At 67.5% G+C, this 21,088-nt stretch carries 18 protein-coding genes; 5 read left to right on the forward strand and 13 right to left on the reverse strand.

The features are described 5' to 3' along the window. Window positions 1-114 precede the first annotated feature (114 nt). The 3 genes from E1956_RS13400 to E1956_RS13410 form a co-directional block, all read right to left on the reverse strand. Window positions 115-525 carry a group II truncated hemoglobin gene (locus tag E1956_RS13400; protein ID WP_134749555.1) on the reverse strand — a complete coding sequence of 137 codons (411 nt, stop codon included), beginning with the start codon at window positions 523-525 and terminating at the stop codon, window positions 115-117. Between the two features lie 129 nt (window positions 526-654). After that, window positions 655-966 carry a Zn-ribbon domain-containing OB-fold protein gene (locus tag E1956_RS13405; protein ID WP_134749557.1) on the reverse strand — a complete coding sequence of 104 codons (312 nt, stop codon included), beginning with the start codon at window positions 964-966 and terminating at the stop codon, window positions 655-657. Continuing rightward, window positions 963-2,123 carry a thiolase family protein gene (locus E1956_RS13410; RefSeq protein WP_134749559.1) on the reverse strand — a complete coding sequence of 387 codons (1,161 nt, stop codon included), beginning with the start codon at window positions 2,121-2,123 and terminating at the stop codon, window positions 963-965. The genes E1956_RS13405 and E1956_RS13410 overlap by 4 nt, the downstream gene beginning before the upstream one ends. A 380-nt stretch (window positions 2,124-2,503) precedes the next feature. On the opposite strand from E1956_RS13410, the gene E1956_RS13415 reads away from it, so the two are divergent. The 5 genes from E1956_RS13415 (at window position 2,504) to E1956_RS13435 (ending at window position 7,839) form a co-directional block, all read left to right on the forward strand. Beyond that, window positions 2,504-3,514 (forward strand): PDR/VanB family oxidoreductase, encoded by a 1,011-nt coding sequence (locus tag E1956_RS13415; RefSeq protein WP_134749561.1) that lies wholly within the window; start codon window positions 2,504-2,506, stop codon window positions 3,512-3,514. 75 nt (window positions 3,515-3,589) lie between these two features. Beyond that, entirely contained in the window at window positions 3,590-4,909 is a 1,320-nt protein-coding gene (locus E1956_RS13420; protein WP_134749563.1) for an aromatic ring-hydroxylating dioxygenase subunit alpha, read from the forward strand. 17 nt (window positions 4,910-4,926) lie between these two features. Next, window positions 4,927-5,418: an aromatic-ring-hydroxylating dioxygenase subunit beta gene (locus E1956_RS13425; RefSeq protein WP_134749565.1), complete on the forward strand. Its 492-nt coding sequence runs from the start codon at window positions 4,927-4,929 to the stop codon at window positions 5,416-5,418. A gap of 38 nt (window positions 5,419-5,456) precedes the next feature. Beyond that, entirely contained in the window at window positions 5,457-7,085 is a 1,629-nt protein-coding gene (locus E1956_RS13430) for an AMP-binding protein (protein ID WP_134750611.1), read from the forward strand. A gap of 31 nt (window positions 7,086-7,116) precedes the next feature. Then, the gene (locus tag E1956_RS13435; protein ID WP_134749567.1) at window positions 7,117-7,839 is read left to right on the forward strand and encodes an SDR family NAD(P)-dependent oxidoreductase; all 723 of its coding nucleotides are present in this window, start codon (window positions 7,117-7,119) and stop codon (window positions 7,837-7,839) included. Between the two features lie 46 nt (window positions 7,840-7,885). On the opposite strand, the gene E1956_RS13440 is transcribed toward E1956_RS13435, so the two are convergent. From E1956_RS13440 to E1956_RS13485, 10 genes are all read right to left on the reverse strand, one after another. Continuing rightward, on the reverse strand, window positions 7,886-8,419 hold the full coding sequence (locus tag E1956_RS13440; RefSeq protein ID WP_134749569.1) for a MarR family winged helix-turn-helix transcriptional regulator: 534 nt from the start codon (window positions 8,417-8,419) through the stop codon (window positions 7,886-7,888). Window positions 8,420-8,560: 141 nt separating this feature from the next. Next, window positions 8,561-8,788, reverse strand: a complete 228-nt coding sequence (locus E1956_RS13445) for a hypothetical protein (RefSeq protein ID WP_134749571.1) — start codon at window positions 8,786-8,788, stop codon at window positions 8,561-8,563. 70 nt (window positions 8,789-8,858) lie between these two features. Further along, window positions 8,859-11,108 carry a xanthine dehydrogenase family protein molybdopterin-binding subunit gene (locus E1956_RS13450; RefSeq protein WP_134749573.1) on the reverse strand — a complete coding sequence of 750 codons (2,250 nt, stop codon included), beginning with the start codon at window positions 11,106-11,108 and terminating at the stop codon, window positions 8,859-8,861. Between the two features lie 2 nt (window positions 11,109-11,110). Beyond that, window positions 11,111-11,563, reverse strand: a complete 453-nt coding sequence (locus E1956_RS13455; protein ID WP_134749575.1) for a (2Fe-2S)-binding protein — start codon at window positions 11,561-11,563, stop codon at window positions 11,111-11,113. A gap of 12 nt (window positions 11,564-11,575) precedes the next feature. Further along, a complete protein-coding gene (locus tag E1956_RS13460; protein WP_232071151.1) occupies window positions 11,576-12,868 on the reverse strand; it encodes a cytochrome c in 1,293 nt (430 codons plus the stop codon). Window positions 12,869-13,340: 472 nt separating this feature from the next. Next, the gene (locus E1956_RS13465) at window positions 13,341-15,860 is read right to left on the reverse strand and encodes an ABC transporter permease (RefSeq protein ID WP_134750613.1); all 2,520 of its coding nucleotides are present in this window, start codon (window positions 15,858-15,860) and stop codon (window positions 13,341-13,343) included. A 179-nt stretch (window positions 15,861-16,039) separates the two neighbouring features. Next, entirely contained in the window at window positions 16,040-16,654 is a 615-nt protein-coding gene (locus E1956_RS13470; protein WP_134749579.1) for a DUF4126 domain-containing protein, read from the reverse strand. Between the two features lie 197 nt (window positions 16,655-16,851). Then, window positions 16,852-17,172, reverse strand: a complete 321-nt coding sequence (gene sugE, locus E1956_RS13475; RefSeq protein ID WP_134749581.1) for a quaternary ammonium compound efflux SMR transporter SugE — start codon at window positions 17,170-17,172, stop codon at window positions 16,852-16,854. Between the two features lie 115 nt (window positions 17,173-17,287). After that, on the reverse strand, window positions 17,288-17,986 hold the full coding sequence (gene kdpE / locus E1956_RS13480; RefSeq protein ID WP_134749583.1) for a two-component system response regulator KdpE: 699 nt from the start codon (window positions 17,984-17,986) through the stop codon (window positions 17,288-17,290). Beyond that, the gene (locus tag E1956_RS13485) at window positions 17,979-20,903 is read right to left on the reverse strand and encodes a sensor histidine kinase (protein ID WP_134749585.1); all 2,925 of its coding nucleotides are present in this window, start codon (window positions 20,901-20,903) and stop codon (window positions 17,979-17,981) included. Before E1956_RS13485 ends, kdpE begins: the two co-directional genes overlap by 8 nt. Window positions 20,904-21,088 lie beyond the last annotated feature (185 nt).

Below are 21,088 nucleotides of genomic sequence, written 5' to 3' on the forward strand. Positions count from 1 at the left end.
TGCATTATGGCGACGCACGCACCGGCCCAAAATGCAGACTGTGCGCGCGGCACCACCGGACTGTACCAGCGCTTTTACCGGAACAATCGGTTCAATCGCTGCTCAGGCCCTGCATCAGCCCGGACGATTGCGCATCCAGTCCGCCGTATCGAAGAACGAATTCAGCAGGTGCTCGCGCAGCGCCTCGGGCAGCCCGACGTCGTCCATCGCCCAGGCCATGCAGCGCAGCCACTGGTCGCGCTCGGATGACGCGATAGCGAACGGCAGGTGACGCGCGCGCAGGCGCGGATGGCCGAAGCGCTCGATGTAGTGGTCCGGGCCGCCGAGCCAGCCGCACAGGAACCAGAACAGCTTGTCGCGCGAGCCGTCGAGCGTCTGCGGGTGCATCGCGCGGATGCCGGCAAACTCGGGCTCGAGGTCCATCAGGTCATAGAAGCGGTCGACGAGCTCGCGCACGCGCGCCTCGCCGCCGACGAGTTCGAAGGCCGTGGGCTGCTGCGGCGCTTCGTCGGCTGGATCGGTCATACGGTTCAATCGCTACAAAAACTCAGGCGGCAAGACGCGTGGCGCCTTGCCGGGGAAAGCTGCATTTTCGCACGGCGGCGCAGACGCCGCGCGCGCTGCCCTTTCCCGCGCCATGCGCGCCACGGGCGTCTAGCGCACTCGCGCCCACACCCGCATGGCGTCGTCGATGGCGAGCGCCACCGGGTCGCCCACACGCAGCGCCGTTTCGCTGCGCGCGATCACCACCGGTCCCGCCTGCGTGCGCACGCTGACGAGGTACACGTCGCCCGCGCCCTCCGCTCCCACGCGATGCCGCACCACCGTGCATTCCTCCACGGTGCCACCGGCCGCGGGTTCGCTCGACCAGTGCGCCGCGCCGCAGCGCGGGCAGCGGTACCGCGCCGGAAACACGGCCTCGCCGCAGGCATTGCAGCGCTGAATCGCCAGAGCCGTCTCGCTCATGCTGGCCTCCTCTCGAGCACGACGGCATTCGCACACATGCCGTAGCGATACTGCACCATGCCATAGCCGCTCACGAGCGCGAGCCGCGCCTCGTCCACCTGACGCGCGCCCGCCTCGCCCTGCAACTGGCGGATCGCTTCCACGAGCCCGTGCATGCCGGCCGCCGCGCCCGCCTGCCCTGCCGAAAGCTGACCGCCCGAGGTGTTCACCGGCAATTCGCGCGACGCGATGCGCGCAATCAGCGCGCGCAGATCGCCGTCGGGCGCGAAGCCCAGATCGGCGAGCTGGATCAGCGTCATCACCGGATAGTCGTCGTAGACCGAGATCACGTCGATGTCGGCGGGCGTGGCTCCGGCCTGCGTCCAGAGCGGCTCGGCAAGCGCGGCGAGGCCGGTCTCCAGGCCGTCGCCCGCTTGATGATCGGGGTTGTAGCGGCATTGCAGCGCGCGCACGTGGAGCGGCGCACGCGCCTGCGTTTTCACGAGATCCGCGCGCGCCACCACGACGGCGTTCGCGCCGCACACCACGGGCACGCAATCGAAGCGCCCGAGCGGGTCGGCCACGCGCGGCGCCGCGAGATAGTCCTCGAGCGTGAGCGGCGTGCGGTACACCGCGCCCGGATTGAGCCCGGCCCACTCGCGCTGCGCCACGCACAACGCGCCGTAGTCGCGCGCGTCCAGCCCGTGGCGCCGCGCGTGGCGCTGCGTGAGCATCGCGAAGAGGCTGTTCGGTCCGCCGTTCTCGAGCGGCCGCAGATACGTGCGCGTCGTGAGGTTGTAGTGCTCGACCAGTTGCCGGAAGTCGGCGGCCTCGAAGCGGTCGCCGGACAGCAGGACGATGACCGAGGCATCGCCGTGCTGCACCGCGCGAATCGCGTGCTGCAACAGGTTGATCGCGCTCGCGCCGCCGTGGCAGTCGTCCATGCACCAGCGCGGGCTGATGCCCAGCCGCCAGGCCATGTCGATCGCGTGATCGGGCGCGAGCGTGAACGACGCCACGCCGAGCCCATCCACCTCACGCGCATCGAACCCCGATTGCGCGAGCGCCAGTGCAAACGCCTGTGCGAGCAGGTCGCCGGTCGTGTGCTCCGGCGCCTGGCGGCGGTAGGGCACCTCCACGCCGCAGACCACGGCCGCGCCGTCGAAATCAGATTGCATGTCCCCTCCTCGCGCGGCATGCCGCCGTGCGCATCCTGTCCCTGTTCATCTTGCCTCGACTCCTCCGCGGTTGCCCGCCGTCTCCACGTTGTCCGACGCGTCGCACTGCTTCGCCTCGGGAGCGCCCGCCTTGACAGCCGGTTTTTTTCATTATCCAATAAAACACATGAATTTTCATATTTTCGAATCTAAAGGGTTTACGCGCAGACCGCTTTCGCGACGCGCCAGTCCCGACGATCGAAACACGTAGCGCCACCTCGCCACGCGAGCCGCACACGGCGGCCGCCACGGCTTCGTGGACCGCTCAGGAGACACCGCATGACCACTTTCATGACACCCCGAACTGCCCGCTGCCGCGCTTGCGCACAAGGAGCCTCGAAATGAGCGCCGCGCCCGTCACCGATGCGTTCGACGTCATCGTCGAGTCCGTGGAGCCGCTCAGCTCGCACATCACCTCGTTCCGCCTGCGCGCGCCCGACGGCCGCGCGCTGCCCGGCTTCGCCGCGGGCGCGCATATCCGCGTCCAGGTGGGCGAAGGCAGCGACGAGTGGCGCGCCTATTCGCTCGTCAATCTCGCGTCCGACGCCTGCGCCGCGTGCGAGCGCGCGCCCGATCACTACCTGATCGCCGTGCGCCGCGAGGACGCGGGCGCGGGCGGCTCGCTGTGGATGCACTCGCAGGTGCGCGCGGGCAACACGCTGCGCATCGCGCCGCCCGTGAACGCGTTCGCGCTCGAGCACGGTGATGCGGGCGCCAACGCCGTGCTGATCGCAGGCGGCATCGGCATCACGCCAATCGCCTCGATGGCCGCCGCGCTCGCCGCGCGCGGGTGCCGCTACGGCTTGCACTACACCGGGCGCTCGATCTCGCAACTCGCCTTCGTCGACGCACTGCGCGCGCTCGCCGGCGAGCAGTTGCATCTCTACGGCGACGACGAAGCGAGCGAGGCCAGCCGCTTCGACCTCGAGCGCCTGTTCGCCACGCTGACGCCGGGCCAGCCGCTCTATGTGTGCGGCCCGCAAGGCCTGATCGACGCGGTCATCGCGCTCGCCACGCAACGCGGCTGGCCGCGCGAGCGCATCCGCTCCGAGCTGTTCGCGGCCGCAACGCCCCAGGCCGGCGACGCCGCGTTCGAAGTCGAGCTGCGCCAGACCGGCATGACGCTCAGCGTGGCCCCCGCGCAGACGATCCTCGACGCGATGCTCGACGCCGGCCTCGATCCGCTCTACGACTGCAAGCGCGGCGAATGCGGCGTGTGCCAGGTGGGCGTGATCGAAGGAGAGGTCGAGCACCGCGACTATTGCCTGAGCGAGACGGAAAAGCGCTCGGGGAAGGTCATGCATATCTGCGTGTCGCGCGCCCGCGCGGCGCGCCTCGTCATTGACGCATAGGCGCGACGCATAAACCCGACGCATAAACGCGCGACCCGCAACACAACGCACCCAGCCCCAGCCAAGGAGCCCACCATGCCCCGCTATCGCGAAGACGCCGCAGCGCTTGCCGCGCTCGTCGAGCCCGATCAGGTTCACCGCGACGTCTATCTGGATCAGGAAGTGTTCGACCTCGAGATGGAGCGGCTCTTTCACCGCACCTGGGTCTATCTCGGCCACACGAGCCAGGTGCCCAACGCAGGCGACTACCTGACCGTCGATATCGCGAAGGAGCCGCTCGTGATGGTGCGCCAGGCAGACGGCAGCGTGCGCGTGCTGAAGAACCGCTGCGCGCACAAGGGCGCGAAGCTCGTGAGCGCACCCAACGGCAACACCGGCAAATTCTTCCGCTGTCCTTACCATGCGTGGACCTACAAGACCGACGGCAAGCCGCTCGCGATTCCGCTGAAGAACGGCTACGAAGGCACGCGCATGAGCGAATGTCCCTCGGGGCAAGGCCTCGCCGCCGTCGCGAACGTAGAGACGTATCGCGGCTTCGTGTTCGTGCGCCTGTCCGACGAAGGCCCGACGTTCAGCGAGTATTTCGGCGACTCGCTCTCGTCCATCGACAACATGGCCGACCGCTCGCCCGAAGGCGAGCTGGAAATCGCAGGCGGCTGCCTGCGCTACGTGCACAACTGCAACTGGAAGATGTTTGTCGAAAACCTCAACGACACGATGCATCCGATGGTGGCGCACGAGTCGTCGGCGGGCACGGCGAAAAAGCTCTGGGACGGCAAAGGCGCCGACGAGCCGAAGCCGATGGCGATCGAGCAGTTCGTGCCGTTCGTGTCCGACTACGGGTTCTTCGACGGCATGGGCGTGCGCGTGTTCGAGAACGGGCACAGCTACACGGGCGTGAACTTCTCGATCCATTCGAGCTATTCGGCGCTGCCCGAGTACGAGCAAAAGCTCACCGCCGCCTGGGGCGAAGAAAAGGCGAAAGAAGTGCTCGGCACCGCGCGGCATAACACGGTCTACTACCCGAGCCTCACGATCAAGGGCGCCATTCAGGCGATTCGTGTGGTGCGCCCGATTGCACCGGACAAGACGCTGATCGAATCGTGGACCTTCCGCCTGAAGGGCGCACCCGACGTGCTGCTGCAACGCACGCTCACGTATTCGCGCCTCATCAACTCGCCGATGTCGGTGGTGGGCCACGACGACCTGCATGCGTACCGCGCGATCCAGGAAGGGCTCGCGGCGAACGGCAACGCATGGGTGAGCCTGCACCGCGACTATCGCGCCGACGAAAGCGAGGCGCGTGACCTCACCGTCAATGGCACGAGCGAGATCTCGATGCGCAACCAGTTCCGTGCATGGGCGCGCTACATGGCGCCGCAAGCGGCGAAATAATTCCAGGGGACCCAGCAATGACGACCGCAACACATGACCCCGCCCTGCGTGAGACGCTGATCGACTTCGTCTACCGCGAGGCGCGCCTCATCGACGAGAAACAGCTCGACGCGTGGTACGAGCTGTTCGCCGAAGACGGCCTCTACTGGATCCCGCTCGCGCCCGATCAGCGCGACGGCCTCAATCATGCCTCGCTGATGTACGAGGACCGCCTGCTGCTCAAGCTGCGCATCGAACGCCTGAAGCAGCCGCGCGCCTACTCGCAGCAGCCCGAGAGCCGCTGCCAGCATGTGCTGCAACGCCCTGAGATCGAATCGGCCGGCGCCGATGGCTATCGCGTGCGCACGCCGTTCTTCTACGCCGAAGCGCGCGGCGACGAGCAACTGGTCTTCACCGGGGTCGTGCGCCATCACCTCGTCGAGGAGGGCGGCGCGCTGCGCATCCGCGAAAAGCGTATCGACCTGCTCAATTGCGACGCGGCGCTGCCGTCGGTCCAGCTCTTCATGTGAGGCACGCGGTGAACCACGAACCACGCCATCCCGATCCGTTGCCTTATCCGTCCGTGTATGGAGCCTTTGCAGCAAGCGCCGCGCGTTATCCCGATCACGACTTCCTCGTTGTCCTGCCCGAAACCGCGCAGATCTACGGCATCGACGCGCAAACGCTGCGCTACGGCGTTGCGCTCGCCCGCGTGGACGCCCTCGCCGCGCGCTACCGTGCCGCGGGCTTCGGGTCCGGGCATCGCGCGGGCCTGATGCTCGAGAACCGCCCCGCGTTCTTCCTGCACTGGCTCGCGCTGAACGCGCTCGGCGTCTCGGTTGTGCCGCTCTCCACTGAGCTGCGCGCGGCCGAACTCGAATACATCACGGGCCATAGCGAGCTCGATCTCGCCATCGCGCCCGCAGCACGTCATGCCGATTTGCGCGCGGCCGCGCAGGCCGCACAACGCAGCGTCGCGATCTGCGCAGGCGATGCCGATGGCACAGCCATCCCGCACGCCGCCACCGCACCGCGCGCGCACACACCCGACGCCGATACCGAATGCGCGCTGCTCTACACCTCGGGCACGACGGGCCGCCCGAAAGCCTGCGTGCTGCCCAACGAGTACTTCCTGCTCGCGGGCCTCTGGTACAACCGCATCGGTGGCCTGTGCACGCTGCGGCCCGGCGTCGAGCGCCTCATCACGCCACTGCCGATGACGCACATGAACGCGATGGCCTACTCGACCATGGCAATGATCCTCGCGGGCGGCGCCATCGTCGCACTCGACCGCTTTCATCCGCGCAGCTGGTGGGAAAGCGTACGTGACGCGCGCGCGACCGTGATCCACTATCTCGGCGTAATGCCGGCCATGTTGCTCGGTGCGCCGCAAAGCGCGCACGACCGCGAGCACGCGGTGCGCTTCGGCTTCGGCGCAGGCGTCGACAAGACCCTGCATGCACCGTTCGAAACGCGCTTCGGCATTCCGCTGCTCGAAGCGTGGGCGATGACCGAAACCGGCGCGGGCGCCGTGGTGATCGCCAACCGCGAGCCGCGCAACGTTGGCATGTCGTGCTTCGGCAAGCCCGAGGCGGAGCTTCAGGCGCGCATCGTCGGCGACGATGGGCAGCCCGCGCCCGCAGGCGAGCCTGGCGAGCTGCTCGTGCGTGCAAACAGCGATAACCCGCGCCGCGGCTTCTTTCGCGAATATCTCAAGGATCCCGAAGCAACGGCGGCAGCGTGGGAAGGCGGCTGGTTCCATACCGGCGACATCGTCCGGCAGGACGCCGACGGCCAGATGTATTTCGTCGACCGCAAGAAGAACGTGATTCGCCGCAGCGGCGAGAACATCTCGGCGGTCGAGGTCGAGAGCGTGCTGCGCAAGCATGCATGTGTGGCCGACGTGGCCGTCGCGGCCACGCCCGATGCGGTGCGCGGCGACGAAGTGCTCGCCTGCGTCGTTACACGCGAGCCGCTGCGCGAAGCCGAACGCGCCGCGCGCGCCGCCGAGCTCGTGCAGCTCTGCCTCGAGCAACTCGCCTATTTCAAGGCACCCGGCTATGTCGCGTTCGTCGATGCGCTGCCGCTGACCGGCACGCAGAAGGTCCAGCGCGCCGCGCTCAAGGACCTCGCGCGCACGCTGCCGGGCACGCCGCGCTGCATCGACACGCGCGCCATGAAGAAGCGCCAGGACTGATATGACGCACACTCTCGCCAAGGAAAACGCCATGAACCGCGCAGCCATCGTCACCGGCGGCAATGCCGGCATCGGCCGGGCGATTGTCGAGCATCTGCTCGAAGCCGGCTATGAAGTGATCTCACTCGACCTGCGCGCCGACGCGCCGAGCCACGCGCGCCTGTCGACCGTCGAGGTCGATCTCTGCGACGCGGCCGCCACGCGCGAAGCCGCGGCCGAGATCGCCGCGCGCCATGCGCCCACCACGCTGATCCACAACGCCGGCGCGATCCGCCCTGCGCTGCTGCCCGACGTCGCGCACGAGGACCTGCTCGCGCTCACGAACCTGCATCTCGCCGCGCCCATTGCGCTCGCGCAGGCGATGCTGCCCGCGATGCGCGCACAGCGCTTCGGCCGTCTCGTGCTGGTTTCGTCGCGTGCGGCGCTCGGGCTCGCCACGCGCACGGCCTACTCCGCGACGAAGGCAGGCATGCTCGGCCTCGTGCGCACCTGGGCGCTCGAGCTCGGGCCGCTCGGCGTGACCGCGAACGCCATCGCGCCCGGCCCGATCCAGACCGAGATGTTCCACGAGATCGTGCCCGCCAACAGCCCGAAGGTCGCGCAAATCGCCGCCGGCATCCCGGTCGGGCGCCTCGGCCAGCCCGACGACATCGCGCGCGCCGCGATGTTCTTCGCGGCGCCGGAAAACGGCTTCGTCACGGGGCAGACGCTTTACGTGTGCGGCGGCACGAGCACGGGCAGCCTCGCGCTCTGATGCGCATGTGATGGACCAAACCCGCGTGCCCGCTTTGGCGCGCGCCTTACTTCGAATGCTGCGCGATCAGTTGCCGCAGAACGTCGAGAAAGATCTTCGCGGTCTCGGGCGCAAATGGCAGCAGCACCGATGCCTCGTGCTCCAGTGCGAGCACCACGAGATCCGCGGCGAGCTCGCTGCCACGCGGCGTGAGCGCGACGAGCGTGCGGCGGCGGCTCGCCGGATCCTCCTGGCGCTCGACCAGCCCCGCAGCCTCCATGCGATCGATCAGCTTGCTCACGGTGGGCTGCTTCGCGAGGATCACGCGGCCAAGATCGCCCATCGGCAGCGAACCGTCGGAGAGGCAGGCAAGCACGCGCCATTGCAGGACCGGAATCTTCTTGCGCGCGAGCGTGGCGTGGAATTCGTCAGAAATGAGGCTGCTCGCGCGCGCGAGCAGCGCGGCGAGATAGGTGTCGAGAAAGCGCAGCGGCGCGGCTTCGGGCGCTGACTGGCCCGTCTGCGCGGAAGCCGCGTCCGGCTTCGCCGTGTGCGTGGTGGTGCGCCGTGGAGCGCGCTTGGGTGTCGATTCGTTGGTCATGGCATCGGCAAGTAGAGCCCCGGCATCATATGCCGAAAATCATGCCGCTGGCACGCCCGCCACATCAACGGACAGCCGATCAGGCGCATGCGCCCCGCTCTTCTCGCGGGCGCTCGCGCACTGCACCAGCGCGAAAGCCGGCTAGAAGCGCTGTTGCAAACCGAGCATCGTGCCAAACTGGTTCGCGCCGGTCATGACAGTGCCGCCGGAAGCAACCGGATACGCGGCCAGTTGTCCGTTGAGCAGGTAGCCCACCGAAAAATAAACCTTCGTGCGTGTCGAAAGCTGATAATCGGCGCGCGCGACCAGCAGCGTCGCCGACTCCTGGTGCCGTTGAACATAGCGGCTCACCTGCGTGGTGATCGTCAACGCAGGCGTCGCGGGCCAGGCACCGCCCGCAAAGACGATATCGGACTGAACGTGCGTTGCGCTTGCGAACTCAGAGCGACGCGCCCAGATTCGTCCCAAACGGCATCGCCCTGAAAGCGGTGCCGGTCGCTTTGCGCAACGCGCTCGCAAGCGCCGGAGCGACGACCGCTGTGGCCACCTCGCCGCAACCCTGAGGAGGCCGCTCGCTCGCCACAATGACCACTTCGACCTTGGGCATTTCCGCGATTCGCAGTAGCGGATAGGTATTGAAGTTGCCCTCGACGATTGCCCCATCGGCGAAATGGATCGCGCTGTGCAGCGCCGTGGTCAACGCGAAGCCGATGCCGCCTTCGACATTCGCGGCCACGAGATTCGGGTTGATGACTTTGCCGCAATCGATGCCGCACACGGCCCGCACCACGCGCACGCGCCCCGATTCCACCCGCACCTCGACGATGAGCGCGAGATAGCTCGTGAACGCATCATTGCGGCCAACCCATTGATTCACGGCGAGGCCCCGGTAATGCCCCTTCTGCGCTGGCGAATTCCAGCCGGCTGCGCGAGCGGTCTCGTCGAGCACGCGCACAGTCTCTGGTGAATCCGCGAGCAGCGTGCGCCGATACTCGAGTTCGTCGATGCCCGCCTTTGCGCTGAGTTCATTGATGAAGCTTTCGAGAAAGAACACGCTCGCGACGCTGCCCACGCCGCGCAAATAGCTCAGCGCAATCGGCTGCTCGACAATGCCCGCCTCCACATGCAACGCGGGAAATTTATAGACCGGCGCGTACATGCATTCGACCATGCTTTCGTCCCAGCCGCCCGCCTTCTCGACCGTCTCGCGGCGCATTTGCCAGAACAGCGACTGACCGGCGTAGCGCGCCCAGATCGCCGTGGGATAGCCCTTGCTGTCGAGCGCCGCGCGATAGTGGCTGACACACGGCGGGCGAAGGTAATCGTGTCGAATGTCGATCTCGCGTGGATAAATCACCTTGACCGGCTTGCCTACGGCTTTCGAAGCAAAAGTCGCGTGAATGACCGCATCGGGCAGATACTTGCGCCCGAAGCTGCCGCCGAGAAATGTCGTGTTGACCACGACGTCCTCGGGCTTCAGCCCGAAGATCCCGCTCAACGCGGTGCGCACCATGTCCTGCCCCTGGAACGGCCCCCAGGTTTCGATCGTGTTGCCGCGGAAGCGGCTGGTGGCATTGCACGGCTCCATCGATGCGTGCGCAACGTAAGGCGCTTCGTAGCGGGCCTCATGAAAGCGGGACGCGTCGGCCCGTGCCTCCTCGATCAAGCCACTTGCGCCGCCCCTGTTCACGACCTGAGCCAACTGGCTCTGCTCCAGCGCGGCCTGGTTGGCCGAGTCGATCGCAGCGCTTGCGACCGTGGCGGCGTCGCCGTGCTCATATTCCACATCGAGAAGATCCGCCGCCTTCTTCGCCTGCCAATAGCTTTGCGCCACGACGATAACGGTGTTGTGCCGCCGGTCCTTGTCGATCCCCATCATGTTCAGCATGGACAGATGGCGCGTCATCACGAGGTCCACGATGCCGGGCATACGGCGAATCTCGGCCTCGTTCCTGATGTCGAGGACGACACCGGTCAGCGATGGCGTGATCCACGGCACGCCGATCAACATGCCGGGCACCTCGACGTCGATGCCGAAGATCGCGGTCCCGTTCACTTTTTCAGGCGTGTCGATACGGTGGACGTATTTGCCCACCAAGCTATTGCGGGCGTCGGCAGCGCTCTTGAGCACGGGCTTGGGATTCAGCGCAACGCGCGGCGCGTAGGCCACGAGTTCACCGTAGCCGACGCTGCGTCCGGACATCCTGTCGAACACACGTCCCTTCTCGGTTCTGCACTGCAGGGCCGGCACGTTCAGATGGAGCGCGCCGGCCTGCAAAAAGAACTCGCGCGCCTGCGCACCGGCCACCCGCATGCGCTCGTAGAACTTCGTCATCGACGTGGATGCGGCGACGAACTGCGAAAACGATTCGCCGCCCGCGAGTTGCCGGTAAGCGTCCTTTCCCGTCACGAAACGCACGACGATGTGCTCCCAGTCCGCGTCCATTTCATCAGCCAACACTTGCGGCAGCCCCGTGTAGATGCCCTGCCCCACTTCACACTGCGAGACGCCAATGACGACGCGTCCTTCACGGTCGATCCAGACCCAGTCGCTCACCGCTGCGTCCGCGACGGGCGGTTCGAGCGACTGGGAGAAGATTGCCGCGCGCACAGAAGGGGCGACAGGAATGAGCATCGAGCCGATAGCAAGGGCGCCGCCCTTGAGGAACTGCCTGCGGTCGAGGGCCATCGTCACGCTCCGCCTTCGTTGCTTGCGCGGTGTATCGCGGCCCGAATCCGATGATAGGTCGCACAGCGGCACAGATTCGTGAGATTCGCGTCGACCTCGGCGTCCGATGGCTTGGGATGCCGCTTGAGCAACGCGACGGTCGCCATGATCATGCCGGACGGGCAGTAGCCGCATTGCGGCACATCTTCGGCGATCCACGCCTGCTGGACCGGATGGCTGCTGTCCTTCGAGAGGCCTTCGATGGTCGTGACGCGCTTGCCCTTCACGAGCGCCAGCGGATAGCAGCACGAGCGCACCGCCTCGTCTTCGACGTGCACCGTGCAGGCGCCGCAAGCGCCTATGCCGCAGCCGAACTTGGTGCCGGCCAGCTTGAAGTGCTCGCGTATCACCCAGAGCAACGGGGTATCTGGCTCGCCGTCGAAGCGCACGGGTTTGCCGTTCAATACGAATTCCATTTCGGTTCCTCCTCAATCGGGCTGTCGCGCATCCTTGCGCGAGTGACGGCCGCGCACGCGCGCCAGCCAATACCCAATAGCAATGACGATCAACAATCCGAGCGCTGCCATCATGTAGGGCAACCAGGCGATAGCTGGCGTCGGACCGCCTTTGCGCAGCGTGGCGACGTCGTCAGCCGAGACGTGCGTGAGGCGGCGGCCGAAACGCATGCCGACGTAGTTCACGAGGTCGGCGACCTGAGCGTCGTCGAGCGTCTGGCCAAACGCCGGCATCCACACCGTGACGTTCTCGCCGCGGCGCTCGACGCCGTACAGGATCGTCATGATCAGATTGTTGGGCTTGTCCGCGCCAACATCGGAATTGCGCGTGAGCGACGGAAAATAGCCGTCGTAGGCGCCCTGGCCGCCCAACCGATGGCAAGTCGCGCATGCACTGGCGTAGAGCGCCGCGCCGGGAAGCGAGGTCGATGCGCCCGCCTGCGCAAGCGCCGTATCGGCGGCTTGCGCAGGCGATGCGCCGTCCGGCGTGCCCATCGCGGGCGTCTGCTTGAGATAGGCGGCGATCGCGTTCAGATCGGCCTCGTCGAGATGGCGCAGGCTGTACTCAACGGCTTCGGCCATCGGCCCTGCCGCTTGCGCCTTGTTCCGAACCTGGCCGCTTCGCAGGTACTGAACGAGCTCCGCCTGGGTCCAGTTCCCGATCCCGCTTTCGGGATCCGACGTGATGTTCGGCGCATACCAGCCATTCACCGCGCCTCCGGACAGATAGCGGTTGCGGTTGTCTTCGGCCATCAGCCAGTTTCGCGGGCTATGGCACGCCGAGCAGTGGCCAAGCGCGTCGACCAGATATCGGCCGCGCTCGAGTTCCGGAGAAAGCGGTTTGGCCGCTCGTGTGTCGTCGAGAAAAAGCGCGTTCCAAACCCTCATCGACGAGCGAATCGAGAATGGAAAATCGAGGCGCGTTGGCGGCGGCCTTCGATCGTCCGGCGGGACTGCGTTCATAAAATAGGCATAGAGCGCGTGGATATCGTCGTCGGTCAGCTTCCGGTACGCGGTATAGGGCATCGCGGGATAAAGCGGCATGCCGCCCCGGCCGATGCCGTCTTTTAGCGCGCGCCTGAATTCTTCTTCCGTATAGGCGCCAATGCCAGCGGACACGGAAGGCGTGATATTGCTCGCAATAATCTTTCCGAGCGGAGAAACAATCGCAAGCCCGCCCGCATAGGGCGCCGCATCGGCCACTCCACGGTGACAAGACGCACAGTCGGCGGCTACCGCGAGATAGGCGCCGCGCCGGATCAGCATGGCATTACCGGCATCGTTCGACGACGGACTCGGCCATGTCGATGTCGAAACGCAACCGATAAGCATGACTAAGCATACTGAAAGCCAGTATTGGAATTTCATAGCTCGATGGACACAGGGTTCGTTCGCTTCAAAGCTCACGAAAATCATTCGATGAGCGCGCAAACAATCGACTCATCGGATTTTCATCGCCACGCAATGCCGCCTGGAGGGCAATTGATCTCGTCGCTTGAAACGCTTTAGTGGATTTATTCTACTGACTCAGCGGTATCGAGCCGGGCGATATTCAGATTTATCTGATGTCTCGATCAAATTTTGTCGCGATTTATTCGATGAACTACAGTGCGATCAGAATAATCGTACAAAGACCCGGAATCGTGAGCCGTTGTGAAGATTGCGGGCGTCCCAAAACGTTGTGTGCTCAACAACCGCGACGGCAAGACTTGTGCCCTGCCAACACCGGCAGTCGGCCCTACGCGTCGCGCAACGACTGCAGCGCGGGCCGCGCGAGCACGTGCCGCAGGCTGATCCACCCGCCCACGCCCGCGCAGGCCACGCCCACCGCGATGCCCGCGGGCACGAGCCACGGATCGAAGGCGAGATAGAAGTTGAACACGCGCGTAGCGAGCACCGATCCCACGATCTGCGCACCCAGCGCCGCCATCAGCCCCGCGAGCGCGCCCACGGCGATGAACTCCGCCACCTGCACCGAGCGCACCTGTGCGTGCGATGCCCCCAGCGCGCGCAACAGCGCCGACTCGCGCATGCGCTCGTCGCGCGTGCCCGCGAGCGCCGCGTAGAGCACGAGCACGCCCGCCGCCAGCGTGAAGAGAAACAGGAACTGCACCGCGCCGATCACCTGCTCCAGCATGCGCTGGATCTGCGCGAGGATCGGGCCGACGTCGATGGCGGTCACGTTCGGATACTGCGCGACGAGCCCGTCCACCACGGCGCGCTGCGTTTCGGGCAAGTGGAAGCTCGTGATGTAGGTGGCCGGGAAGTCGCGCAGCAGCGCGGGCGGCATCAGCACGAAGAAGTTCACCTTGAACGAGCCCCAGTCGAGCTTGCGCACGCTCGTCACCGGCGCCGTCACTTCGAGACCGGTCACGTCGAAGGTCAGCACGTCGCCGGGCTTCACGCCGATCAGCTTCGCGAGCCCCTGCTCGATCGAAAGCTGGGGCGCGCTCGAATCCCCATACCACGCGCCCGCCGCGATACGGTTGTCGTCGGGCAGTTGCGTCGTGTACGAGAGATTGAACTCGCGATCGACGAGGCGGCGCGCATCCTCGCTCTTGTAGTGCGCGGGGTCCACGGGCTTGCCGTTGATCGTGACGAGACGCCCGCGCACCATCGGCTCGAGATCGGGGCTGGCAATGCCGTGTGCCTTGAGCCACGCGGCCACGGCGTCGTGCTGGGCGGGCTGGATGTCGATGAGGAATTCGTTGGGCGCGTCGGGCGGCGTGGACTTGCGCCAGCCCTCGATCAGGTCGTTGCGCGTCATCGCGATGAGCAAGAGGCACATCAGGCCGATCGCGAGCGAGGTGATCTGCAGCGCGCTCGCGCCAGGCCGCCGCTCGAGTGACGCGAGCGCGTAGCGCCAGCCCACGCCCGCGCGCGCCTCGAGGCCGTTGCGCTGGCTACGCGCCACGCGTGCGGCGCCCCAGAGTGCGAGCCGCGCCACGGCCGCGAACACGACGAGGCCCAGCGCAAAACCGCCCGCGACGATGCCGCCGAGCTTGAGCTCGCCCGCCGCGAGCACGAGCAGCCCCGCGAACAGCGCGATGCCGATGGCGTAGGCGGCCCACGCGGTGCGGCTCTCGTCGCCCCACTCGCGGCGCAGCACCCGCACGGGCGGCACGCGCGTGAGCGGCAAGAGCGGCGGCAACGCGAAACCGAGCAGCAGCACGAGGCCCGCCGCGAGGCCTTCGAGCGCGGGTAGCGGCCCGGGGTACGGCAGCACGACTTCGATCAGGGTGCCGAGCCACGCGAGCAGCGCGAGATGGCCCGCATAACCGAGCGCCACGCCAATCGCGCCGCCCGCGAGCCCGAGGCCCGTGAATTCGAGCACGAAGAGCGCGCGCAGCGTGCGCTGGCTCGCGCCGAGGCAACGCATCGCGGCGCAGCCATCGAGATGCCGGCGCATATAGCGGTGCGCGGCCATCGCGATCGCCACGGCCGCCAGCAGCGCCGTGAGCAGCGAGACGAGCGTGAGGAAGTGGCGCGCCCGGTCGAGCGTCTCGCGCACCTGCGGCTGGCCGTCCTGCAGCGATTCGAGACCGACGCCGCGCATCTTGCCGCCGTCGACGCGCGCGTGCGCCCACGCGGCGAACTGCGCGACGGCGGGATCGGCGCCGGCCACCAGCAGCCGGTAGGTCACGCGGCTGCCGTAGCCCGTGAGGCCTGTGGACGGCAGATCCGCGGCGTTGAGCATCAGGCGCGGCGAGAAGTTCACGAACGAAAAGCCGCGGTCGAGCTCGCGCGTGATCAGCGCGCCGACTGTGAAGGTGCGCGTCCCGACCCTCACCTGGCTGCCCACGTGCACCTTGAGCGCGTCGAGCAGTTGCTGGTCGACCCAGACGGTGCCGGGCGGCGGAACGCCCTGCGCCACGTGGTCGGGGGCACCGGGCGCGGAGGCGATGCGCAACGCGCCGCGCAGCGGATAGCCGGGCGAGACCGACTTGACCGCGGCGAGACGCGTGGGCGTCTGGCCGTCCGGGGCACCCGGCGCCGCATCGGCGCTCACCATGCTCGGAAAGATGGCCGTGGTCGCGCTATGCAAGGCGAGCGACTGCGCCTCGCGCGCGAACGACGGATCGACGGGGTGATCGGCGCGCACGATGAAGTCGGCGGCAATCATGCCGCGTGCGTCGCGCTCCAGCCCGCGCTGGAGCCGGTCGGCGAGGAATCCCACGCTCGAGAGCGCCGCCACGGCCAGCACGAGCGCCAGCAGCAGCATGGTCAGCTCGCCCGCGCGCCAGTCGCGTGCGCTCATGCGCGCGGCAAGGCGCACGAGATCGGACCAGCCGAGCGTGGCGCGTGCGACGGCAGGTGGAATCGCGCCTGCGCCGCCGCGCGGCGCCTCACCGCCCGAGCTGGGCGGCGTGGCCGTTGAGCGGCCGGGATGGCCGCCGGCTGCGGCGTTCGATGGAGACGAGGAAGGCCCGGCGCCGCTCAATCGTGACGGCTCCGCAGCGAGAAACGCGACACCATATGGGTCGCCATGCCCCGAAAACCGCCCTGCACGCCGCGCCACAGGCGCGGCAGCGCCCACGCGGCCACCAGCAGGAAGGCCGCGAGCAGCACCAGAAACAGCAGCGGCGCGAAAAGCGCGAGCAGCACGCCGACGAAGGTCATACCGTCTTCCGCGCCGGAGGTGACGACATTCGACACCGGCTCGGGCGAGAGATTGATGAGCGCGCGCGTGCCGGCCTTGGCCAGATGCGCGGTGCCGGCGAGCGTGCCGCCGGCGAGCGCCGCGACGGTGAGCAGCGCCGGATCGGCGTGGCCGAGTGCGCCGGCTGCCAGCACCGCGCCGGCAGGAATGCGGATGAAGGTATGCACGGCGTCCCAGAGCGAATCGAACGCGGGGACTTTATCGGCGAGGAATTCGAGCACCGTGAGCGCGGCGGCGACGCTGATCACCCAGGGAGAAGCGAGGATCGCCAGCGTGTCAGGTAGATGGATGAAGCCGAGACGTTGCAGCACACCGGCCATGAGGACCGTGAGGTAGAGACGCAGACCGCTGCCCCAGGACAGGCCTGCGGCAAGCGAAAGGGGTTCCAGCATGACTGCCTCCTCGCGCGAGGCGCGCGCGGCGCGCTTCCCCACGAATCAGGCCTGGCGCGACGCAAAGGCATGCGTGCCAGGCGTTATCGGGCGCGGAGTGTTATCAGGGTTGGGGGTAATGACCGTTCCATTATAGCCACGCTCCCTGCGGCACCGCACCCGTGTTGCGCGGGCGCGCCACACGGGGGAAAAAGGCTTCAGGCCCCCGATGAGAGCTTGAGCCCGATGAGTCCGAGCACGATCAGCGCGGCGCTGGCCACGCGCGCGACGCTAGCGGCCTCGCCCATCACGACGATGCCGAGAATGAACGCGCCCACCGCGCCGATGCCGGTCCACACCGCGTACGCCGTGCCGAGCGGCAGCTGGCGCATGGCGAGCGCGAGCAGCCAGAAGCTGCCGAGCGCCGTCACGAGCGTGAAGGCCGACCAGCCGGGCCGCGTGAAACCTTCGGAAGACTTGAGACCGGTCGCCCAGGCGACTTCGAGCACACCGGCGATCAGGAGATAAATCCAGGCCATGAGAACGCTCCCCTTGGAAAGTGGGGCCGTCCCCATTTGAAGATGAGACGCAAGGTCGTCCTTACGTTTCTGTAAGTATATCACGAGCGACCTGTAGCCGCCCGCCACGGCACCGCTACTGTACGCCCACCAGCCGATACCCCACGCCCGTCTCCGTGACGATGTGCTCGGGCTGCGCGGGATCGCGCTCCAGTTTCTGCCGCAAATGCGCCATATAGATGCGCAGATAGTGGCTGCTCTCCACATGCGAAGGCCCCCAGACCTCGCGCAGCAGTTGCCGGTGTGTCAGCACACGGCCCGCGTCGCGTACGAGCGTCGCGAGCAAGCGGTACTCGATCGGCGTGAGGTGCACGGGTGTGCCGCCGCGCGTCACCTGGCGCAGCCCCAGGTCGACGATCACCTCGCCGAAGCTCACCTGCGGCGCCTCGTTCGCGCCGCCCCGGTTGCGGCGGCGCAGATGCGCGCGGATGCGCGCGAGCAGCTCGGACACGCCAAACGGCTTCGTGAGGTAGTCGTCGGCGCCGGCGTCGAGCGCGGCGACTTTTTCGCTCTCCTGAGTGCGCGCCGAGAGGACGATCACGGGCAGATCGCTCCAGCCGCGCAGCTCGCGGATCACGTCGAGGCCGTCCGTGTCGGGCAGGCCCAGATCGACGATCACGAGGTCGGGCTTGCGCGTGGCCGCCTCGACCAGACCCTGCTTGCCGGTCTCGGCGTCGTAGACGGCAATGCCCTCCCCCTCCAGCGACGCGCGCACGAAGCGGCGGATCTGCTTTTCGTCTTCGATCAGGACAACGGCGAGGCTCGGATCACTCATGGGCGGGCTTGGCGGGTTGGGGTTCCACAGCGGGTTGGGGTTCCACGGCGTGCGCTTCGTGGATCTCGTGCGCGTCGGGCACGGCATCCCCTGTCTGGTCGGCTTCGTCGAACTCGGCCGCATCGGCCGGCAGCGGCGGCGGCGCCTCCACCGGCAGCGCGAACCAGAACGACGCGCCTTCGATGTGGCCGTCGGCGGCCACGCGGTTGGTCGCGCCGATTGTACCGCCGTGCGCCTCGACGATCGCGCGGCAGATCGCGAGCCCGAGCCCAATGCCGGGCTTCGCCGATTCCTTCTCGCCACGCGTGAACTTCTCGAACACGCGCTCGCCCATGCCGTGCGGCAGGCCCGGGCCGTTGTCGTCGATGCTCACGCGCACGAACGGCTGGCCGTTCTCCTCGATGCGGCGCGCGCCGATCGTGAGCGGCGTATCGGGCGGCGTGTACTTCGCCGCGTTTTCCAGCAGGTTCGAGAAAAGCCGCTCCATGAGCACGGCGTCGAGTTGCAGCAAGGGCAAGCCCTCTTCGAGTTTCACTTGCACCGGATGGCGCGCCAGCACGCGGCGGCACGCGGCCAGCGCCGCGCCCACGGTTTCCTCGAGCAGCGTCCATTGCCGGTTGAGCTTGAGGCTGCCCGCTTGCAGCCGTGCCATGTCGAGCAGATTCGTGACGATGCCGGTCATGCGCAACGCCTCGTCGTGGATCGCCTCGATGAGCTCGCCCGCGCGGGCATTGTGCACGTCGGCCGGTGTGCCGGGCTCGTGCGTCTGCGCGAGCATCGAAGAAAAGCCGACGATGGCCGTGAGCGGCGTGCGCAGGTCGTGCGAAATGGCCGAGAGCAGCGAGTTGCGCAGCCGTTCGGACTCCATGTTGACGAGCGCATCACGCGCGATTTCCACGTAGTGCACGCGTTCGAGCGCGAGCGCGATCTGCGCGGCGAACGCGTCGAGCATGCGCTGCTGCTCGGGCACCAGCAACTCGCGCGCGTCGCGCGTGACCACGGCCAGCACGCCGCGCGTGCGCATCGGCGCCTTGAGCGGCAGGTAGAGCGCCGCCGCCGCGGGCAGCGTGTCGGTGCCGCGGCCCGCCGGCTTTTGCTGGTCATAGACCCACTGGCCCACGTCGATGTCGAGGCTGCCGGGCTCGAGCATGACCTTCGGGTCGGGGTCCTCGATCTTCTGCTGGACCTTGTCCGCGCTGTCGGGCAAGAGCATGGCCACGCGCGCGTTGAACACCTCGTTCACGTGGCGGCTGCCGATCGCCACGATCTGCTCGGTCGCGAGCGCGGCGGCCAGCTCGCGCGCCATCGCGTACATCGCACCCGTGCGCTGCTCGCGCCGCTGCGCGACGCTCGCCTCGCGGCGCAGGCTCGAGGTGAGATGGCTGATCACGAGCGAAGTGAGCAGCATGCCGACGAACGTCAGCAGGTATTGCGTGTCGCTCACCGAGAACGACATGCGCGGCGGCACGAAGAAAAAGTCGTAGGCGGCCACGCTCGCGAACGAGAGCAGCACGCCCGGTCCGCGCCCAAGTTTGGTCGCCGTGAAGATCACGCCGAGCAGATACAGCATTACGAGATTGGCGAGCGCGATGCGGTCGAGCAGCGTACTCGCGAGCACCGTAATGCACGCGCAAATCACGAGCGCCGCCGCATAGGCGCGCGGCGGCGAGCGGTGCGCGGCGCTATCGGCGATGGCGGCGCGCCAGGCGTTGGCGGCGCGCGCGGCGGCCGATGCTTCGCGTGGGACGCCGCCGGCGAGCCGGTCGTTATCGGTGGCGCTCGCGCGCACCAGGGTCAAATCGACATCCTCGGCCTTTTCCGCCAAGCGCTCGCCGAACGGCCGGCGCCACCCGCGCATCCACCACGCCGAGCCGCTGCGCGTGGAGGCGCCGGCCACGAGCTTCGACACGTTGCGCAGCCGCGCATAGCCCGCGAGCGTGACGGCGGCGTCCTCGCCCGCGAGCGTGGCCGTTTCCGCGCCCAGCTCGGACGCCAGCTTGAGCGCGCCGAGCGTGCGCTGGCGAACCTCGTCGGGCAGGCGCTGGAGCTTGGGCGTTTCTACATAGACGGCGATCCAGTCGGCCTTCAGGCTCGCCGCGAGCCGCGCCGCCGCGCGTACAAGCGCAGTCGCCTCGGGGCCCGGACCCACGCACGCGAGCAGCCGCTCGCGCGCCTGCCACACGTGCTGAATCGAGCGGTCGGCGCGGTACTCGTGCATCTGCGCGTCGACGCGGTCGGCCGTGCGACGCAGCGCCAGCTCGCGCAGCGCGATCAGGTTGCCCTTGCGAAAGAAGTTGCGCACCGCGCGCTCGGCCTGCGCGGCCAGATACACCTTGCCGTCGCGCATGCGGTCGAGCAGCTCCTCGGCGGGCAGGTCGACGAGCGTGACTTCGTCGGCGCTGTCGAACACGCGGTCGGGCACCGTCTCCCAGACGCGGATGCCCGTGATCTGCCCCACCACGTCGTTCAGGCTTTCGAGGTGCTGGACGTTGACGGTCGTGTAGACGTCGATGCCCGCGTCGAGCAGCTCGTAGACGTCCTGCCAGCGCTTCATGTGGCGCGCGCCCTGCACGTTCGAGTGGGCCAGTTCGTCGACGAGCACGAGCTGCGGCTTGCGCTCGAGCGCGGCGTCGAGGTCGAACTCCTCGAGCGTGCGCCCGCGATAGGCAATGCGCTGGCGCGGCAGCACTTCGAGACCGTTCGTGAGCGCGGCGGTCTCGCTGCGCCCATGCGTCTCGACGATGCCGACCACGACGTCCACGCTTTCTTCGGCACGGCGGCGCGCGGCCTGCAGCATCGCATAGGTCTTGCCGACGCCCGCCGACGCGCCGAAGAAAATCTTCAGCTTGCCGCGGCGGCGCCGTTCTTCGTCGCGCTGGAGCCGGTCGAGGAGTTCGTCGGGATCGGGGCGGTTCATGCGGATTTCATAGGGAGTGGCGCGTGCCTGACGCATCGGGGTCAGGCACCTGGAACGCTACGGAAGATCGTCTCACCGCGGCGCGGAATAAGCAAACAGCAAGCAAATAGCAAGCAAATAGCAAGCAAACACGAGCAGACACGAGCAAATGCGGGCACCGCATGCGGCCCAAGCGGCATGCGGTG

It is taken from the genome of Paraburkholderia pallida, assembly GCF_004524855.1.
In the GTDB taxonomy this organism is placed as follows: Bacteria; Pseudomonadota; Gammaproteobacteria; order Burkholderiales; family Burkholderiaceae; genus Paraburkholderia; species Paraburkholderia oxyphila.

What these genes read in the sequence shown, in the direction of transcription:
- E1956_RS13400 (WP_134749555.1), bottom strand. Translation starts at nt 525, where the DNA reads ATGACCGATCCAGCCGACGAAGCGCCGCAGCAGCCCACGGCCTTCGAA.
- E1956_RS13405 (WP_134749557.1), bottom strand. Translation starts at nt 966, where the DNA reads ATGAGCGAGACGGCTCTGGCGATTCAGCGCTGCAATGCCTGCGGCGAG.
- E1956_RS13410 (WP_134749559.1), bottom strand. Translation starts at nt 2,123, where the DNA reads ATGCAATCTGATTTCGACGGCGCGGCCGTGGTCTGCGGCGTGGAGGTG.
- E1956_RS13415 (WP_134749561.1), top strand. Translation starts at nt 2,504, where the DNA reads ATGAGCGCCGCGCCCGTCACCGATGCGTTCGACGTCATCGTCGAGTCC.
- E1956_RS13420 (WP_134749563.1), top strand. Translation starts at nt 3,590, where the DNA reads ATGCCCCGCTATCGCGAAGACGCCGCAGCGCTTGCCGCGCTCGTCGAG.
- E1956_RS13425 (WP_134749565.1), top strand. Translation starts at nt 4,927, where the DNA reads ATGACGACCGCAACACATGACCCCGCCCTGCGTGAGACGCTGATCGAC.
- E1956_RS13435 (WP_134749567.1), top strand. Translation starts at nt 7,117, where the DNA reads ATGAACCGCGCAGCCATCGTCACCGGCGGCAATGCCGGCATCGGCCGG.
- E1956_RS13440 (WP_134749569.1), bottom strand. Translation starts at nt 8,419, where the DNA reads ATGACCAACGAATCGACACCCAAGCGCGCTCCACGGCGCACCACCACG.
- E1956_RS13450 (WP_134749573.1), bottom strand. Translation starts at nt 11,108, where the DNA reads ATGGCCCTCGACCGCAGGCAGTTCCTCAAGGGCGGCGCCCTTGCTATC.
- E1956_RS13455 (WP_134749575.1), bottom strand. Translation starts at nt 11,563, where the DNA reads ATGGAATTCGTATTGAACGGCAAACCCGTGCGCTTCGACGGCGAGCCA.
- E1956_RS13460 (WP_232071151.1), bottom strand. Translation starts at nt 12,868, where the DNA reads ATGCTGATCCGGCGCGGCGCCTATCTCGCGGTAGCCGCCGACTGTGCG.
- E1956_RS13465 (WP_134750613.1), bottom strand. Translation starts at nt 15,860, where the DNA reads ATGAGCGCACGCGACTGGCGCGCGGGCGAGCTGACCATGCTGCTGCTG.
- E1956_RS13470 (WP_134749579.1), bottom strand. Translation starts at nt 16,654, where the DNA reads ATGCTGGAACCCCTTTCGCTTGCCGCAGGCCTGTCCTGGGGCAGCGGT.
- sugE (WP_134749581.1), bottom strand. Translation starts at nt 17,172, where the DNA reads ATGGCCTGGATTTATCTCCTGATCGCCGGTGTGCTCGAAGTCGCCTGG.
- kdpE (WP_134749583.1), bottom strand. Translation starts at nt 17,986, where the DNA reads ATGAGTGATCCGAGCCTCGCCGTTGTCCTGATCGAAGACGAAAAGCAG.
- E1956_RS13485 (WP_134749585.1), bottom strand. Translation starts at nt 20,903, where the DNA reads ATGAACCGCCCCGATCCCGACGAACTCCTCGACCGGCTCCAGCGCGAC.